This is a genomic window from Dyella ginsengisoli, assembly GCF_044904665.1.
Classification (GTDB): Bacteria; Pseudomonadota; Gammaproteobacteria; order Xanthomonadales; family Rhodanobacteraceae; genus Dyella_A; species Dyella_A ginsengisoli.
Genome location: NZ_JADIKM010000008.1, coordinates 1 through 16969, shown reverse-complemented (window position 1 = coordinate 16969; position 16969 = coordinate 1). Strand labels below are relative to the sequence as shown.

The 16969-nt window shown below is 64.6% G+C and carries 13 protein-coding genes and 1 tRNA gene; all 14 read right to left on the bottom strand.

From position 1 onward, the window contains the following. Positions 1-347 (bottom strand): GTP-binding protein (locus ISP17_RS19360; RefSeq protein WP_404636157.1); only part of this gene is annotated, 347 nt, incomplete at its 3' end. A 51-nt stretch (positions 348-398) separates the two neighbouring features. Continuing rightward, positions 399-2489 carry an elongation factor G gene (gene fusA / locus ISP17_RS19355; RefSeq protein WP_404636155.1) on the bottom strand — a complete coding sequence of 697 codons (2091 nt, stop codon included), beginning with the start codon at positions 2487-2489 and terminating at the stop codon, positions 399-401. Between the two features lie 71 nt (positions 2490-2560). Beyond that, a complete protein-coding gene (rpsG, locus tag ISP17_RS19350; RefSeq protein ID WP_404636153.1) occupies positions 2561-3028 on the bottom strand; it encodes a 30S ribosomal protein S7 in 468 nt (155 codons plus the stop codon). A gap of 18 nt (positions 3029-3046) precedes the next feature. Further along, complete coding sequence (gene rpsL / locus ISP17_RS19345) at positions 3047-3421, bottom strand: 30S ribosomal protein S12 (RefSeq protein ID WP_404636151.1); 375 nt, start codon at positions 3419-3421, stop codon at positions 3047-3049. A 176-nt stretch (positions 3422-3597) separates the two neighbouring features. Beyond that, the gene (gene rpoC, locus ISP17_RS19340) at positions 3598-7803 is read right to left on the bottom strand and encodes a DNA-directed RNA polymerase subunit beta' (protein ID WP_404636149.1); all 4206 of its coding nucleotides are present in this window, start codon (positions 7801-7803) and stop codon (positions 3598-3600) included. A gap of 25 nt (positions 7804-7828) precedes the next feature. Then, positions 7829-11989, bottom strand: a complete 4161-nt coding sequence (rpoB, locus tag ISP17_RS19335; protein ID WP_404636147.1) for a DNA-directed RNA polymerase subunit beta — start codon at positions 11987-11989, stop codon at positions 7829-7831. 284 nt (positions 11990-12273) lie between these two features. Further along, positions 12274-12645, bottom strand: a complete 372-nt coding sequence (rplL, locus tag ISP17_RS19330) for a 50S ribosomal protein L7/L12 (RefSeq protein WP_267171463.1) — start codon at positions 12643-12645, stop codon at positions 12274-12276. Positions 12646-12691: 46 nt separating this feature from the next. Then, positions 12692-13225, bottom strand: coding sequence for a 50S ribosomal protein L10 (gene rplJ, locus ISP17_RS19325; protein WP_404636146.1), 534 nt, complete (start codon positions 13223-13225; stop codon positions 12692-12694). A gap of 337 nt (positions 13226-13562) precedes the next feature. Beyond that, a complete protein-coding gene (gene rplA, locus ISP17_RS19320; protein WP_404636144.1) occupies positions 13563-14270 on the bottom strand; it encodes a 50S ribosomal protein L1 in 708 nt (235 codons plus the stop codon). Positions 14271-14273: 3 nt separating this feature from the next. Next, positions 14274-14702, bottom strand: coding sequence for a 50S ribosomal protein L11 (gene rplK, locus ISP17_RS19315; RefSeq protein WP_404636142.1), 429 nt, complete (start codon positions 14700-14702; stop codon positions 14274-14276). Positions 14703-14954: 252 nt separating this feature from the next. Further along, the gene (nusG, locus tag ISP17_RS19310) at positions 14955-15515 is read right to left on the bottom strand and encodes a transcription termination/antitermination protein NusG (protein ID WP_404636140.1); all 561 of its coding nucleotides are present in this window, start codon (positions 15513-15515) and stop codon (positions 14955-14957) included. A gap of 9 nt (positions 15516-15524) precedes the next feature. Beyond that, entirely contained in the window at positions 15525-15920 is a 396-nt protein-coding gene (secE, locus tag ISP17_RS19305; protein WP_404636138.1) for a preprotein translocase subunit SecE, read from the bottom strand. A gap of 74 nt (positions 15921-15994) precedes the next feature. After that, a tRNA-Trp gene (locus ISP17_RS19300) sits at positions 15995-16070 on the bottom strand. A gap of 143 nt (positions 16071-16213) precedes the next feature. Continuing rightward, on the bottom strand, positions 16214-16969 hold a 756-nt coding region (locus ISP17_RS19295), incomplete at its 5' end, for an elongation factor Tu (RefSeq protein ID WP_404636136.1).

Below are 16969 nucleotides of genomic sequence, written 5' to 3'. Positions count from 1 at the left end.
GTCTGCGGCATCGGGCCGTCGGCGGCCGAGCACACCAGGATCGCGCCGTCCATCTGCGCCGCACCCGTGATCATGTTCTTCACGTAGTCGGCGTGGCCCGGGCAGTCCACGTGCGCGTAGTGGCGGTTCGGCGATTCGTACTCGACGTGCGCGGTCGAGATCGTGATGCCACGCGCCTTCTCTTCCGGCGCCGCGTCGATCGCGTCATACGCCTTGAATTCGCCACCGAAGCGCTCTGCGCCGATCTTCGTCAGCGCCGCCGTCAGCGTCGTCTTGCCGTGGTCCACGTGACCGATCGTGCCCACGTTGACGTGCGGCTTGGTGCGCTCGAATTTACCCTTTGCCATGACTCTAACCTCTGAAAAAAAGAACCGTAATTATAACGAAAGTTGGCCCTGTCAGGCCCTTTTGGTGACTTGCTCGGCAATCGACGCCGGCACCTCGGCGTAGTGATCGAATTCCATCGTGTAGGTGGCCCGCCCCTGGGTCTGCGATCGCAGGCTGGTGGCGTACCCGAACATCTCGCCCAGTGGCACGAGTGCATCGATCACCTTGCCGGACGTGGCGTCGCCGGAACCCCGCAGCATACCGCGACGCCGGCTGAGGTCGCCCATCACGTCACCCATATGCTCCTCGGGCGTGACCACCTCGACGCGCATCACCGGCTCCAGTAGGGCCGGGCCGGCTTTGGCGAAGCCCTCCTTGAATGCCAGCGACCCGGCGATGCGGAAAGCCATCTCGGAGGAGTCGACCTCGTGGTACGAGCCGTCGATCAGCCGAACCCTGACATCGACCACCGGAAACCCGGCCAGGGGCCCGACAGTCATCGCTTCCTGGATGCCCTTCTCGATCGAGGGGATGTATTCCTTGGGAATCGCCCCGCCGACCAGCGCATTCTGGAATTCGAACCCCCTGCCACGCTCCTGCGGAAGAATCTCGATGATCACGTGACCGAACTGGCCCTTGCCGCCGGACTGACGCACGAACCGGCCTTCCTGCCGAACCGCCTTGCGAATCGTTTCTCGGTAGGCGACCCGGGGCTTACCAACGTTCGCCTCGACCTGGAATTCGCGGCGCATGCGGTCAACCAGGATATCCAGGTGCAACTCCCCCATGCCGGCGATGATGGTCTGCCCGGACTCCTCGTCGATGCGCACCCGGAAAGACGGATCCTCCGCCGCCAGGCGACCGAGCGCGACGCCCATCCGCTCCTGGTCGGCCGCCGTCTTCGGCTCCACCGCCATGGCGATGACCGGTTCGGGGAAGCTCATTCGCTCGAGCGTGATCACGTGATCGCTGGCGCAGAGCGTGTCGCCGGTGGTCACGTCCTTGAGTCCGATCGCCGCGGCGATGTCTCCGGCGCGGACCTCGCGGATCTCGTCGCGCTCGTTGGCGTGCATCTGCATGATGCGTCCAATCCGCTCCTTGCGCCCTCTCACCGGGTTGTACACGGCGTCGCCGGAATTGAGCGTGCCGGAATACACGCGGAAAAACGTCAGCGCCCCGACCGTCGGATCGATCATGATCTTGAAGGCCAGCGCTGCGAAAGGCTGGTCATCGGCGGCCGTGCGCGAGTCTTCGCGATCACGCTCGTCGAGGCCCTTCACGGGCGGGCGATCGGCCGGCGACGGCAGGAACCGGATCACCGCGTCGAGCAGCGCCTGCACGCCCTTGTTCCTGAAGGCCGAGCCGCAGAACACCGGAATCAGGGAACTGGCGAGCGCTCCTGCGCGCAGCCCGGCCAACACTTCCTCCTCGCTCAGGTCACCCTGCTCGAGGTACTTGTCCATAAGCGCATCGGAGGTCTCGGCCGCCGACTCGATCATGAAGCTGCGCGCGCGGCGCGCGGACTCCAGCAAGTCCTCGGGAATGTCCCGGTATTCGAACTTCATGCCCTGGGATTCATCGTCCCAGTAGATCGCCTTCATCTTGATGAGGTCGACGACGCCCTCGAAATCGTCTTCGGCACCAATCGGCACCTGCATCGGCACCGGGTTGGCGCCAAGACGCAGCTTGAGTTGCGCGACGACCTTGTCGAAATCTGCGCCCGCCCGATCCATCTTGTTGATGAAGGCCAGGCGCGGCACGGAGTACTTGTTGGCCTGTCGCCAGACCGTCTCGGACTGCGACTGCACGCCGCCAACGGCACACAAGACAAACACCGCACCATCGAGCACGCGCAAGGAGCGCTCCACCTCGATGGTGAAGTCGACGTGACCGGGGGTATCGATGATGTTGAAGCGATGCTCGGGCAGCGAGCGATCCATGCCCTTCCAGAAGGCCGTGGTCGCCGCGGAGGTAATGGTGATCCCCCGCTCCTGCTCCTGCTCCATCCAGTCCATCGTGGCCGCGCCATCGTGCACTTCACCGATCTTGCGGCTCACCCCGGTGTAGAACAGGATTCGCTCGGTGGTCGTGGTCTTTCCAGCATCGATGTGGGCCATGATGCCGAAGTTGCGATAGCGCTCGATCGGGGTCGTGCGTGCCACGATGCTGACCTCTGAAATGCGAGAAGGCAGTGGACGAGCCTTGGGCCCGCCCACTGCCTTGCTAGTCACACTTACCAGCGGTAGTGCGAGAACGCCTTGTTGGCTTCCGCCATGCGGTGCGTTTCTTCGCGCTTCTTGATCGCGCCACCGCGATTCTCGGAAGCTTCCAGCAGCTCGGCAGCCAGCTTGCGCGGCATCGAGGTCTCGCCGCGCTTGCGCGCCGCGTCGATCGCCCAGCGCATGGCCAGCGCCATGCGGCGACCGGGACGGACTTCGACCGGCACCTGATAGGTGGCACCGCCCACGCGGCGGGACTTCACCTCGACCGCCGGAGCGATGTTGTTCAGTGCCTTCTCGACCAGAGCCACCGGCTCCGGATTCTTTTCGCCCAGCTGGGTGAGCGCGCCGTACACGATGCTCTCGGCGACGGACTTCTTGCCGCTCTTCATCACCATGTTGATGAAGCGGGCAATCAGCTGGCTGCCGTGCTTGGGATCCGGCAGGACCAGACGGGCGGGATGTGAACCTTTACGCGACATGTTGGGTGTCCTTGACTCTTATTTCTTCGGGCGCTTGGCGCCGTACTTGGAGCGCGACTGGCGGCGCTTGGTCACGCCGGCGCAGTCGAGGCTGCCGCGCACGGTGTGGTAACGGACGCCCGGGAGGTCCTTGACGCGGCCGCCGCGGATGAGCACCACCGAGTGCTCCTGCAGGTTGTGGCCTTCGCCACCGATGTAGCTGATGACCTCGTAGCCGTTGGTCAGGCGCACCTTGGCGACCTTGCGCAACGCCGAGTTCGGCTTCTTCGGGGTGGTCGTGTACACGCGCGTGCAGACGCCACGGCGCTGCGGGCTGCTCTGCAGGGCCGGCGAAGCGCTCTTGTAGCTCTTCGGGCTGCGGGATTTGCGCACCAACTGATTGACTGTCGTCATGCGGAACTGTTCCTGAGAAACATAAAGGCAGACCGATACGTTCGGCCTGCCAAGAAGCGGAAATTTAACATGGGCCATCTGCACAGGGCAAACGGACACCGCGCATCCATGACCCGAACACGAGGCGCCTCCGTGCGCCTCATTTCGTATGTCAACGAGTGAAGCCCGCGAGGGACTTACTCGACACCACCGTCACTGACCGGCGCTTCTGCGAAGGAGTGGGTCGAACCGGAAAGGGTTTCCAGCTCCGAGGCGGTGAGACCGCCTTGGCGACGACGCTGCGCGTGGTACGCCAGACCCGTACCTGCCGGAATCAGACGGCCGACAATAACATTTTCCTTCAGGCCACGCAAGGTGTCGCGGGTGCCACGGACCGCCGCCTCGGTGAGGACGCGGGTGGTCTCCTGGAACGATGCGGCCGAGATGAACGACTCGGTCGCCAGCGACGCCTTGGTGATGCCCAGCAGCACCGATTCGTACTCGGCCGGACGCTCGCCACGGGCGACCGCACGATCGTTTTCCTCGTTGATGCGCACGCGCTCCACCTGCTCGCCGCGCAGGTAGTGGCTGTCGCCCGGCTCGGTGATCTCGACCTTGCGCAGCATCTGGCGAATGATCGCTTCAATGTGCTTGTCGTTGATCTTCACGCCCTGCAGGCGATAGACGTCCTGGATCTCCTTGACCAGGTACGAGGCCAGCGGCTCCACGCCCAGCAGGCGCAGGATGTCGTGCGGGCTCGGCTCGCCGTCGACGATGGTCTCGCCCTTCTCCACGTGCTCGCCCTCGAACACGATGACCTGACGCCACTTGGGAATCAGCTCCTCGTGCTCGTTGCCGTCCACGTCCTTGATGATCAGGCGCTGCTTGCCCTTGGTGTCCTTGCCGAAGCTGACGATGCCCGAACGCTCGGCCAGGATCGCCGGCTCCTTCGGCTTGCGCGCCTCGAACAGGTCGGCGACTCGGGGCAGACCACCGGTGATGTCGCGGGTCTTGGAGGTTTCCTGCGGGATACGTGCCACCACGTCGCCCACGCCCACTTCCGCACCGTTCTGGATCGACACGATCGCACCGGCCGGCAGGAAGTACTGCGCAGCAATGTCGGTGCCCGGCAGCTTGAGCTCGCGGCCCTTGCTGTCTTCCAGGCGCACGATCGGGCGCAGATCCTTCGCCTGCGTACCGCGGCGCTTCGGATCGGTCACCACCGCCGACTCCAGGCCGGTCAGTTCGTCGGTCTGGCTCTGCACGGTGACGCCATCGATGAAATCGATGAAGCGCACGGTACCGGCCACTTCCGACACGATCGGGTGGGTATGCGGATCCCAGTTGGCCACGGTCTGGCCGGCCTTCACCGCCGCGCCGTCCTTGACCGCGATGGTCGCGCCGTAAGGCACCTTGTAGCGCTCGCGCTCTCGGCCGTTGGCGTCGATCACCGACACTTCGCCGGAGCGCGACACCGCCACCAGGTGACCCTGATTGTGCTGCACGGTCTTGAGGTTGTTGAACTTCAGCGTGCCGGTGGTCTTCACCGAAACGTTGTCCACGGCGGCCGCACGCGACGCGGCACCACCGATATGGAAGGTACGCATGGTCAGCTGGGTACCCGGCTCACCGATCGACTGCGCTGCGACCACGCCGACCGCCTCACCCATGTTGACAAGGTGACCACGCGCCAGATCGCGGCCGTAGCACAGGGCGCAGACGCCGTGGCTGGCTTCGCAGGTGATCGGCGAACGCACCTTGATCGACTGCACGCCAGCCTTGTCGAGCTTCTCGACCAGGGCCTCGTCCAGCAGGGTATCGCGGGTGACGATGGCCTCGTCGTCATCGCCAGGGGCGTAGACGTCCTCGACCACCACGCGACCCAGCACGCGATCGCGCAACGGCTCGACCACGTCGCCGCCCTCCACGATCGGCTGCATGATCACGCCTTCCTCGGTGCCGCAATCGGTCGAGGTGATCACCACGTCCTGCGCCACGTCGACCAGTCGACGGGTCAGGTAACCGGAGTTCGCGGTCTTCAGCGCCGTATCCGCCAGGCCCTTGCGGGCGCCATGGGTGGAGTTGAAGTACTGCAGCACGTTCAGGCCTTCGCGGAAGTTGGCCTTGATCGGGGTCTCGATGATCGAGCCGTCCGGACGTGCCATCAGGCCGCGCATGCCGGCCAACTGGCGAATCTGCGCCACCGAACCACGGGCGCCGGAGTCGGCCATGATGTACAGCGAGTTCATCGACTTCTGATTGACCATCTTGCCGTCGGCATCCTTCACCTTCTCGGTGCCGATGCCGTCGATCATCGCCTTGGCGACCAGTTCGTTGGTGCGCGACCAGATGTCGACCACCTTGTTGTAGCGCTCACCGGCGGTCACCAGGCCCGACTGGTACTGCTCCTGGATCTCGACCACTTCCTTCTCGGCCTCTTCCAGGATCGGCTTCTTCTCGGCCGGGATGATCATGTCATCGATGCCGATGGAGATGCCGGCGCGGGTCGCGAAGCGGAAGCCGGTGTACATCAGCTTGTCCGCGAACACCACGGTTTCCTTCAAGCCCAGCAGGCGGTAGCTGGAGTTGATCAGGCGCGAGATGGCCTTCTTGGTCAGCTCGGTGTTGGCCAGCGCGAACGGCAGGCCTTCCGGCAGGATCTCAGCCAGCAGCGAGCGGCCTACGGTGGTCTCGACCAGCGAGGTTGTGGTGGTGCGCGCGCCCTCGTCGTCCACGTGCACCTGCTTCAGGCGCACCTTGACCTTGGCGTGCAGCTCGACCGCACGGTTCTCGTAGGCGCGGCGCACTTCGCCCAGCCCGGAGAACACCATGCCCGAACCCTTCACGTTCACCAGCTCGCGGGTCATGTAGTACAGGCCCAACACCACGTCCTGGGTCGGCACGATGATCGGCTCGCCGTTGGCGGGCGACAGGATGTTGTTCGACGACATCATCAGGGCGCGCGCTTCCAGCTGCGCCTCGATCGACAGCGGCACGTGCACGGCCATCTGGTCGCCGTCGAAGTCGGCGTTGAACGCGGTACAGACCAGCGGATGCAGCTGGATCGCCTTGCCCTCGATCAGCACCGGCTCGAACGCCTGGATGCCCAGGCGGTGCAGGGTCGGCGCGCGGTTCAGCAGCACCGGATGCTCGCGGATCACGTCCTCGAGGATGTCCCACACCTGGCCTTCCTCGCGCTCGACGAGCTTCTTGGCGGCCTTGATGGTGGTCGCTTCGCCGCGTGCCTGCAGCTTGGCGAAGATGAAGGGCTTGAACAACTCCAGCGCCATCTTCTTGGGCAGACCGCACTGGTGCAGGCGCAGCGTCGGACCGACCACGATCACCGAACGACCGGAGTAGTCCACGCGCTTGCCGAGCAGGTTCTGGCGGAACCGGCCCTGCTTGCCCTTGATCATGTCGGCCAGCGACTTCAGCGCGCGCTTGTTGGTGCCGGTGATGGCACGGCCGCGGCGGCCGTTGTCGAGCAGCGCATCGACCGACTCCTGCAGCATGCGCTTCTCGTTGCGCACGATGATGTCCGGCGCATTGAGCTCGAGCAGGCGCTTGAGGCGGTTGTTGCGGTTGATGACGCGGCGGTACAGGTCATTCAGGTCGGAGGTGGCGAAGCGGCCACCGTCCAACGGCACCAGCGGACGCAGGTCCGGCGGCAGCACCGGCAGCACGGTCAGCACCATCCACTCCGGCTTGTTGCCGGACTCGAGGAACGCCTCGATCAGCTTGACGCGCTTGGTCAGGCGCTTGAGCTTGGTCTCGGAGTTGGTCGAGGCGATCTCTTCCTTCAGGCGGATGACTTCGCCCGGCAGGTCGAGCGACTTCAGCAGCTCGTAGACGGCCTCGGCTCCCATGCGGGCGTCGAACTCGTCACCGTGCTCCTCGACCGCTTCGAGGTACTGGTCCTCGCTGAGCAGCTGGCCGCGCTCAAGCGCAGTCAGGCCCGGATCGATCACCACGAAGGCCTCGAAGTACAGGATGCGCTCGATGTCGCGCAGGGTCATGTCCAGCATCAGGCCGATGCGCGACGGCAGCGACTTGAGGAACCAGATGTGCGCCGTCGGGCTGGCCAGCTCGATGTGGCCCATGCGCTCGCGACGGACCTTGGCCAGGGTGACCTCGGTGCCGCACTTCTCGCAGACCACGCCGCGGTGCTTCATGCGCTTGTACTTGCCGCACAGGCACTCGTAATCCTTCACCGGACCGAAGATGGCGGCGCAGAACAGGCCGTCACGCTCGGGCTTGAAGGTGCGGTAGTTGATCGTCTCGGGCTTCTTCACTTCACCGAAGGACCACGAGCGGATCAGCTCCGGCGAAGCCAGCGCGATCTTGATCGCGTCGAAATCCGGCGTCGCGCGCTGCTGATTGAACAGATTGAGCAAATCTTTCATTGCATAAGCTCCTGTAACCCGTCGGTTACTTGATCTCTTCCAGGTCGATGTCGATACCGAGCGAACGGATTTCCTTCACAAGCACGTTGAAGGACTCCGGCATGCCCGCCGTCATCTCGTGGTTGCCGTCGACGATGTTCTTGTACATCTGGTTGCGGCCCTGCACGTCATCGGACTTCACCGTCAGCATTTCCTGCAGGGTGTAAGCCGCGCCGTAGGCTTCCAGCGCCCAGACTTCCATCTCACCGAAGCGCTGGCCGCCGAACTGCGCCTTGCCGCCCAGCGGCTGCTGGGTGACGAGCGAGTACGGACCGGTGGAGCGTGCGTGCATCTTGTCGTCGACCAGGTGGTTGAGCTTCAGGTAGTGCATGTAGCCCACGGTGACCGGACGATCGAACGCCTCGCCGGTGCGGCCGTCGAACAGCGTGGTCTGGCCCGACTCGGGCAGATCCGCCAGCTTCAGCATCGCCTTGATCTCGGACTCCTCGGCGCCGTCGAACACCGGCGTCGCCATCGGCACGCCTTCCTGCAGATTGGTCGCCAGAGTCAGGATTTCCTGATCGGTGAGCGACTTCAGGTCGACGTGCTGCACGGCACCGGAGACGTGGTGGTTGTAGATCTGGTCGAGGAACTCGCGGATCTTCGCCACCTTCTCGCGCGCTTCGAGCATCTTCTGGATCTTCTTGCCCAGGCCCTTGGCGGCCCAGCCCAGATGGACTTCCAGAATCTGGCCGATGTTCATGCGCGAGGGCACGCCCAGCGGGTTCAGGCAGATGTCGACCGAGGTGCCGTCCGCCATGTATGGCATGTCTTCCACCGGCACCACATTCGACACCACACCCTTGTTGCCGTGGCGACCAGCCATCTTGTCGCCCGGCTGGATGCGGCGCTTCACGGCCAGGAACACCTTGACCATCTTCAGCACGCCCGGAGCAAGGTCATCACCCTGGGTGATCTTGCCCTGCTTCTCCTTGAAGCGCTTGTCGAACTCTTCCTTGTGGCGCTTGATCTGGTCGGCGGCGCGCTCGAGGAACTCGGTGACGTCCTCGTCCTTCACGTTGATCTTGAACCAGTCGTCCTTCTTCAGGCCGTCCAGGTAGGCGTCGGTGATCTCGGTGCCGCGCTTGAGGCCGCCCGGACCGCTCATCGCGGACTTGCCGACGAGCTGGGTGCGCATGCGGTTGTAGATGGCGCCCTCGAGGATGCGGAACTGGTCGTCAAGGTCCTTGCGGATCCGCTTGATCTCCATTTCCTCGATCTGCTTGGCGCGCTTGTCCTTCTCGATGCCGTCGCGGGTGAACACCTGCACGTCGATGACGGTGCCGTCCATGCCCGGCGGCACGCGCAGCGAGCTGTCCTTCACGTCGGACGCCTTCTCGCCGAAGATCGCGCGCAGCAGCTTCTCTTCCGGCGTGAGCTGGCTCTCGCCCTTCGGCGTGACCTTGCCGACCATGATGTCGCCGGCCTTCACTTCCGCGCCGATGTACACGATGCCGGACTCGTCCAGACGCGCCAGCGCCTGCTCGCCCACGTTCGGGATGTCGGCGGTGATTTCCTCGGCGCCCAGCTTGGTGTCACGCGCGATGCACGACAGCTCCTCGATGTGGATCGAGGTGTAGCGGTCTTCCTGCACGACACGCTCGGAGAGCAGGATCGAGTCTTCGAAGTTGTAGCCGTTCCACGGCATGAAGGCGATCAGCATGTTCTGGCCGAGCGCGAGCTCGCCCAGGTCGGTCGACGAACCGTCGGCCAGCGTGTCGCCCTTGGCCACCACGTCACCCACATTCACCAGCGGGCGCTGGTTGAGGTTGGTGTTCTGGTTGGAGCGGGTGTACTTGGTCAGCGTGTAGATGTCGACGCCGGCGTCGTTGTCGCCGACTTCTTCCTCGTTCACGCGCACCACGATGCGCGCCGCGTCGACCTGCTCGATCTCGCCGCCGCGCTTGGCGGTGACGATGACGCCGGAGTCGCGCGCCACGGCGCGCTCGATGCCGGTGCCCACCAGCGGAGTCTGCGAACGCAGCGTCGGCACGGCCTGGCGCTGCATGTTGGCACCCATCAATGCGCGGTTCGCGTCATCGTGCTCGAGGAACGGCACCAGCGCCGCCGCGACCGACACGGTCTGCATCGGCGAGACGTCCATGTAATCGACCTCGGACGCCGGACGCAGCTCGGATTCGCCGCGGAAACGGCAGGACACGAAGTCCTCGATGAACGCGCCGTGCTTGTCCAGCGGCGAGTTCGCCTGGGCGATCACGTGGTCGCCTTCCTCGATCGCCGAGAGGTAATCGACCTTGTCGGTGACCTTGCCGCCCTCGACCTTGCGGTACGGCGTCTCGAGGAAGCCGTACGAGTTGGTGCGCGCGTACACGGCCAGCGAGTTGATCAGGCCGATGTTCGGGCCTTCCGGCGTTTCGATGGTGCAGACGCGGCCGTAGTGGGTCGGATGCACGTCGCGCACCTCGAAGCCGGCGCGCTCGCGGGTCAGGCCGCCCGGTCCAAGCGCCGACACGCGGCGCTTGTGGGTCACCTCGGACAGCGGGTTGTTCTGATCCATGAACTGCGACAGCTGCGACGAACCAAAGAACTCCTTCACCGCCGCCGCGACCGGCTTGGCGTTGATCAGGTCCTGCGGGGTCAGGCCATCCGACTCGGCCAGGCTCAGGCGCTCGCGCACGGCGCGCTCGACGCGCACCAGGCCGATGCGGAAGGTGTTCTCCGCCATCTCGCCGACCGAACGCACGCGGCGGTTGCCCAGGTGGTCGATGTCGTCGACGGTGCCGTGACCGTTCTTGATGTCGATCAGCACCTTGAGCACGTCAAGGATGTCGGACGACTCGCCCAGCGACTTGACCAGCTCCTGCGACGCCTCTTCCTTGCGCTCGGCGAAGTACTTGTGGTCGTACAGCACGCCCGGGCCGAGGATGTCCTGGCGACCCACGCGACGGTTGAACTTCATCCGGCCGACGCCCGACAGGTCGTAGCGATCGAAGGTGAAGAACAAGTTGAAGAACAGGTTCTGCGCGGCGTCCTTGGTCGGCGGCTCGCCCGGACGCATCATGCGGTAGATCTCCACCAGCGCCTCGAGCGGCGTCTTGGTGTTGTCGATGCGCAGGGTGTGCGAGATGTAGGCGCCGCGGTCGAGGTCATTCACGTACAGCGTCGGCAGCGTCTCGATACCGGCCTTGCGGAAGGCCTCCAGCTGCTCGGCGGTGATCTCGTCGTTGGCCGAAGCCAGCAGCTCGCCGGTCTTCGGATCCACCACGTCGATCGCCAGGATGCGGCCGACCGGGTAGTCGTCCGGCACTTCCAGCGCGGTGATGTTCTCGGCCGCCAGCTGGCGCACGTGGCGCGCGGTGATGCGCTTGCCGGCTTCCACCAGCACCTTGTCGCCGACCATCAGGTCGAAGGTCAGGGTTTCGCCGCGCAGTCGCTCGGCGACGAGCTCCAACGTGGTGCCGCCCTTCTTGCCGAGGTGGAACACGTTGTGCTCGAAGAAGATGCCCAGCATCTCCTCGTTGGTGTAGCCCAGCGCGCGCAGCAGCACCGTGACCGGCAACTTGCGGCGACGGTCGATGCGGGTGAACAAGGCGTCCTTCGGGTCGAACTCGAAGTCCAGCCAGGAGCCGCGGTAAGGAATCACGCGCGCCGAGAACAGCAGCTTGCCCGAGCTGTGCGTCTTGCCGCGGTCGTGATCGAAGAACACGCCCGGCGAACGATGCAGCTGCGAGACGATGACGCGCTCGGTGCCGTTGATGATGAAGGTGCCGGTGTCGGTCATGAGCGGGATCTCGCCCATGTAGACCTCCTGCTCCTTGACGTACTTGACGGCCTTCTTCGACGCCGGGCTGTCCTTGTCGTAGATGACCAGGCGCACGGTCACGCGCAGCGGCGCGCCGAACGTCATGCCGCGGTTGCGGCACTCGCGCTCGTCGAACGCCGGCTCGCCCAGGCGGTAATCCACGTACTCCAGCGCCGCATTGCCGGAGTAGCTGGTGATCGGAAACACCGACTTGAGGGCCGCATGCAGACCCTTCTCCTCGCGCTGCTTGGGCGCAACATGCTCCTGCAGGAACTCACGGTAGGAGTCGGTCTGGATCGTCAGCAGGTTGGGCACGCCCAGCACGGGCGGACGCTTGCCGAAATCCTTGCGGATGCGCTTCTTCTCGGTAAACGAGTAGGTCATGGTCGGTGACGCCTCGGTTCGCAGTGGCGCCGGTGGTGCACACACCGGCTGAATGATGAAAAGCGGTGACGCTCCGGCTGGCCGTGCGGGCCCGACGGGACATCAAAAAGACAGGAGTCAGAGGTCGGCCCGCGGCCTCTCATTACTGCCTTCCCGGATGACGCGGTACAGCGGTGAAACCGGCCGTCGAACTGCAACAGGCCTTGCAACAGGCGAAGCCCGGGGGCTTTCGCCCCCAGGCTTGCGTGACGCTAGATCAGACTGATGGCGCGCAAGAGCGCCAATTACTTCAGTTCGACCGTGGCGCCGGCAGCTTCCAGATCCTTCTTGAACTTGGCAGCGTCATCCTTCGATGCCGCTTCCTTCACCACACCACCCGCCTCGGTGAGGTCCTTCGCTTCCTTCAGGCCCAGGCCGGTGATGGCGCGGACCGCCTTGATCACGTCGACCTTCTTGTCGCCAGCGCTCTTCAGGATCACGTCGAACTCGGTCTGCTCTTCAGCAGCCGGGCCGGCAGCAGCCGGGCCGGCGGCCATCATGACCGGGGCAGCGGCGGTGACGCCAAACTTCTCTTCGATGGCCTTCACCAGGTCCATCACTTCCATCAGCGACTTGGCGGCGACGGCTTCAACGATCTGTTCGTTGGTCAGGGACATTTTGAATTACCTCTGGAAATAAAATCGGTTTGAAAAGGCGTCGAGCTTAAGCGGCGGTTTCGGCGTCGGCGGGCGCGGCGGCGGCATCGCCACCACCCTGCTGGTCCGCCACGGCCTTGACGACGCGGGCGAACATCGAAGCCGGCTCGGCCAGCACGCGGGCGAGCATGCCCAGTGCCTGCTCCAGGGTCGGCAGCGAGGCCAGCACTTCGACGTGCTCGGCCGGGTACAGCTTGCCTTCCACGGAAACGACCTTCGCCTTCAGCTTGTCGTTGCCCTTGGCGAATTCCTTGATCAGGCGCCCGGCAGCACCGGGTTCCTCAGTCGAGAACGCATACAGCAGCGGACCGGTGAGGACGTCCTTGACGACCTCGAAGTCGGTGCCGACCACGGCGCGCGACGCCAGCGTGTTCTTGACAACTTTCAAGAAAACGCCGGTTTCGCGAGCCTTGCGGCGCATCGCAGTCATCTGCGCGACCGTGGTGCCTGCGTACTCGGCTGCAACCAAGGAGTGGGCCTTGGCGGCGACTTCTGCCAGCTCGGCGACTACTTCTTGCTTCTGGGACAGATTGAGAGCCATTGCACTCCTCCAAATGAACTCCGCTCACGGCTCCTGCCGCTTGCGGTCCTGGGCGACGCCATCCGTGACGTCGGGGACCCGATGGGTCCCGGGTGGTGGCCTTTCCAGAAAACGATTCCAGAAGGGGCAGCACCATCTGCGCAGGCCGAACTCCCGAGGGACTTCGATTAAGCGGCCCCGCTTGCGACGACGGCGATTCCCTGCCAGCACGAGCTCCCTGCCCGTCGTCGTCACGCGCCGAACGCGCCTGCGGTCTTTGACGGCGGCCCCGGCCAAGACCGGGGCTACCTTCAAAAACTGCCTGCCCGGCCCGAAGGCCGACAGGACTTGAACTTGCTTACTTCGCCGCGATGGTCAGCGACGAGGTGTCGACCGGCACGCCCACGCCCATCGTGCTCGACAGGGCGACCTTCTGCAGGTACTGGCCCTTGGCCGAGGACGGCTTCGCCTTCAGCAGGTCGGCGATCAGCATGTTGAGGTTGTCCGCGAGCTGGGACGCCTCGAAGCTGGCCTTGCCGATGGTGGCGTGGATGATGCCCGCCTTGTCGTTGCGGAACTTGACCTGGCCGGCCTTGGCGTTCTTCACCGCGGTGGCGACGTCGGCGGTGACCGAGCCGTCCTTCGGGTTCGGCATCAGGCCGCGCGGGCCGAGCAGCTGGCCCAGCTTGCCGACCACGCGCATCGCGTCCGGCGTGGCGATGACGCGACCGAAGTCGAGGTCGCCCGCCTGCATGCGCTCGGCCAGGTCATCCATGCCGACCGCGTCGGCACCGGCGGCCTTGGCAGCCTCGGCCTTCTCACCAGCCGGCACGAACACGGCGACCTTGACGGTCTTGCCGGTGCCGTGCGGCAGCAGCGAGGAGCCGCGCACGCCCTGGTCGGACTTCTTCGCGTCGATCCCGAGGCGCACGGCCACGTCGACCGACTCGGCGAACTTCGCCTTGGCGTTGTCCTTGATGATCTTCAATGCGTCGTCCAGGGCATACACCTTGCCCGGCTGCACCGCGGCCTGGGCCGCCTTCATACGCTTCGTCAGCTTTGCCATGTCTTAGCCCTCCACTACCAGGCCCATGGAACGGGCACTACCGGCGATCGTACGAACCGCCGCATCCAGATCGGCTGCCGTCAGATCGGCATCCTTCTGCTTGGCGATCTCTTCCAACTGGGCGCGGGTCACCTTACCCACCTTGTCGGTGTTCGGCTTGGGCGAACCCTTCGGCGTGTTGGTGAGCTTCTTCAGCCAGTAGGTGGCGGGGGAGGTCTTCATCACGAAGGTGAAGCTGCGATCCGAGTACGCGGTGATGACCACCGGCACTGGAGCACCCTGCTCCATCTTCTGCGTGGCGGCGTTGAACGCCTTGCAGAATTCCATGATGTTCAGGCCGCGCTGACCGAGCGCGGGACCGACGGGCGGCGACGGATTGGCCTGACCGGCCTTGACCTGAAGCTTGATGTAGCCAGTAACTTTCTTTGCCATGGGATTTTCCTCGCGAGTGCAGGCGCCTTGCGGCTCCTCGCAGCATGTCGTTCCTTGACGATGGAATACCCGCTGTCCGGCGGGCATCTGAAAACGCGGACGCGCAGGGACTGGAAAGCCCCGGCGTGAACCGCGTAGTTTAGAGATTGATCACGTTTTAAGCAAGCGACGCGCCAACAAGGCGCCATAAGCCAGCCAGAAGTGCCCCGAGAGGAAGGCGACGCATCCGCGGCAGCGAATGCGCCAGGCCGATCAGGCCTTTTCCACCTGCCCGAATTCGAGCTCTACCGGCGTCGAACGACCGAAAATCAGCACGGCCACGCGCAGGCGGCTCTTTTCGTAGTTGACCTCTTCGACGACCCCGTTGAAGTCGTTGAACGGACCCTCGGTGACGCGGACCATCTCGCCCGGCTCGAACAACACCTTGGGACGCGGCTTCTCCACGCCCTCACGGACACGGCTGAGGATGGCGTCTGCCTCGCTGTCGCGGATCGGCAGCGGCTTGTCGGCGGTACCGCCGATGAAACCCATCACCTTCGGGGTTTCCTTCACCAGATGCCAGCATTCGTCATCGATGCGCGGCCCTTTGCCCTCGGTGTTGGTCTCGATCTGCACGAGCACGTAACCGGGAAAGAACTTGCGCTCGCTGCGGCGCTTCTGGCCGGCGCGCATCTCGATGACCTCTTCGGTCGGCACCAGCACTTCGCCGAACTTCTCCTCCATGCCGGCGCGCTTGATGCGCTCGTCGAGCGCCCGTTTCACCTGATTCTCGAAGCCCGAATAGGCGTGCACCACATACCAACGCTTGCTCATGCCCACACCTCACGAACCCAGCTTGAGCAGCCAGTCGAGCACGACCGACTTAAGGATCAGGTCAATCAGACCCAACAGGAGCGACAGCACGACGACCACCAGGATGATGACCGCCGTGGTCTTGACCGTCTCGTCGCGCGTAGGCCACACGACCTTGCGCAACTCGAACTGCGACTCGGCCACGAAACCCTTGACGCGGCGGCCCGGCGCGGTGAACGCGGCAATGGCCAGGGCGGCAACGATCGCCGCGATGACGCCAAGCACGAGTACCGACTGCGGCACGCTGCCGTCATTGTCATACCAGGAGTACGCAACGATGCCGGCGACGAGCACCAGCCCGGCCAGCACCAACTTGCCAATGTCTCCGGCGCTCGTGCCCCGGGATTGTTCTGCCTTGGTATTCATGCGCACCCGACGGATGCGGCGACGACCGTCATGGCGACCGATCCCGCGCTATCCGCCATCGCTCCTCGCAAAGATGGCACGCCAGGAGGGACTCGAACCCCCAACCTGCGGTTTTGGAGACCGCTGCTCTGCCAATTGAGCTACTGGCGTACTGAAGTTCAAAAACGAGCAAAGCCGCACGCTTTGCCAACTGCAGGGCGGCGCCTTTCGCGCCTGAAAGGAGAGGGTCGGCATGGCCGCCCTCACCTTCCCACCCGGCAGTCAGCCCAGCGGGCGACTTGCCACTTTACTGCTTACTTGATGACCTTGGCCACCACGCCGGCGCCGACGGTGCGGCCGCCTTCGCGGATCGCGAAGCGCAGGCCTTCGTCCATCGCGATCGGGTGGATCAGGCTCACCACCATCTTCACGTTGTCGCCCGGCATCACCATCTCCACGCCTTCCGGCAGGGTCACGGCACCGGTCACGTCCGTCGTGCGGAAGTAGAACTGCGGGCGGTAGCCCTTGAAGAACGGGGTGTGGCGACCGCCCTCGTCCTTCGACAGCACGTACACCTCGGCCTCGAAGTCCGTGTGCGGGGTGATCGAACCGGGCTTGGCCAGCACCTGGCCGCGCTCCACGTCGTCACGCTTCAGGCCGCGCAGCAGCAGACCCACGTTGTCGCCCGCCTGACCCTGGTCCAGCAGCTTGCGGAACATTTCCACGCCGGTCACGGTGGTCTTCTGCGTGTCGCGGATGCCCACGACCTCGATTTCCTCGCCCACCTTGATGATGCCGCGCTCCACGCGACCGGTCACCACGGTGCCGCGGCCCGAGATCGAGAACACGTCTTCCACCGGCATCAGGAACGGCTTGTCGATGTCGCGCTCCGGCTGCGGGATATAGCTGTCCAGCGCGTCCACCAGCGCAATGATCGCCGGCACGCCGATCTCGCTCTGATCACCTTCCAGCGCCTTCAGCGCCGAACCCTTGATGATCGGCGTGTCGTCGCCCGGGAAGTCGTACTTCGACAGCAGCTCGCGAACTTCCATCTCGACCAGCTCCAGCAG

Coding starts and splice junctions, on each gene's coding strand:
- rpsG (WP_404636153.1), bottom strand. CDS start 3,028: ATGTCGCGTAAAGGTTCACATCCCGCCCGTCTGGTCCTGCCGGATCCC.
- rpsL (WP_404636151.1), bottom strand. CDS start 3,421: ATGACGACAGTCAATCAGTTGGTGCGCAAATCCCGCAGCCCGAAGAGC.
- rpoC (WP_404636149.1), bottom strand. CDS start 7,803: ATGAAAGATTTGCTCAATCTGTTCAATCAGCAGCGCGCGACGCCGGAT.
- rpoB (WP_404636147.1), bottom strand. CDS start 11,989: ATGACCTACTCGTTTACCGAGAAGAAGCGCATCCGCAAGGATTTCGGC.
- rplL (WP_267171463.1), bottom strand. CDS start 12,645: ATGTCCCTGACCAACGAACAGATCGTTGAAGCCGTCGCCGCCAAGTCG.
- rplJ (WP_404636146.1), bottom strand. CDS start 13,225: ATGGCTCTCAATCTGTCCCAGAAGCAAGAAGTAGTCGCCGAGCTGGCA.
- rplA (WP_404636144.1), bottom strand. CDS start 14,270: ATGGCAAAGCTGACGAAGCGTATGAAGGCGGCCCAGGCCGCGGTGCAG.
- rplK (WP_404636142.1), bottom strand. CDS start 14,702: ATGGCAAAGAAAGTTACTGGCTACATCAAGCTTCAGGTCAAGGCCGGT.
- nusG (WP_404636140.1), bottom strand. CDS start 15,515: ATGAGCAAGCGTTGGTATGTGGTGCACGCCTATTCGGGCTTCGAGAAT.
- secE (WP_404636138.1), bottom strand. CDS start 15,920: ATGAATACCAAGGCAGAACAATCCCGGGGCACGAGCGCCGGAGACATT.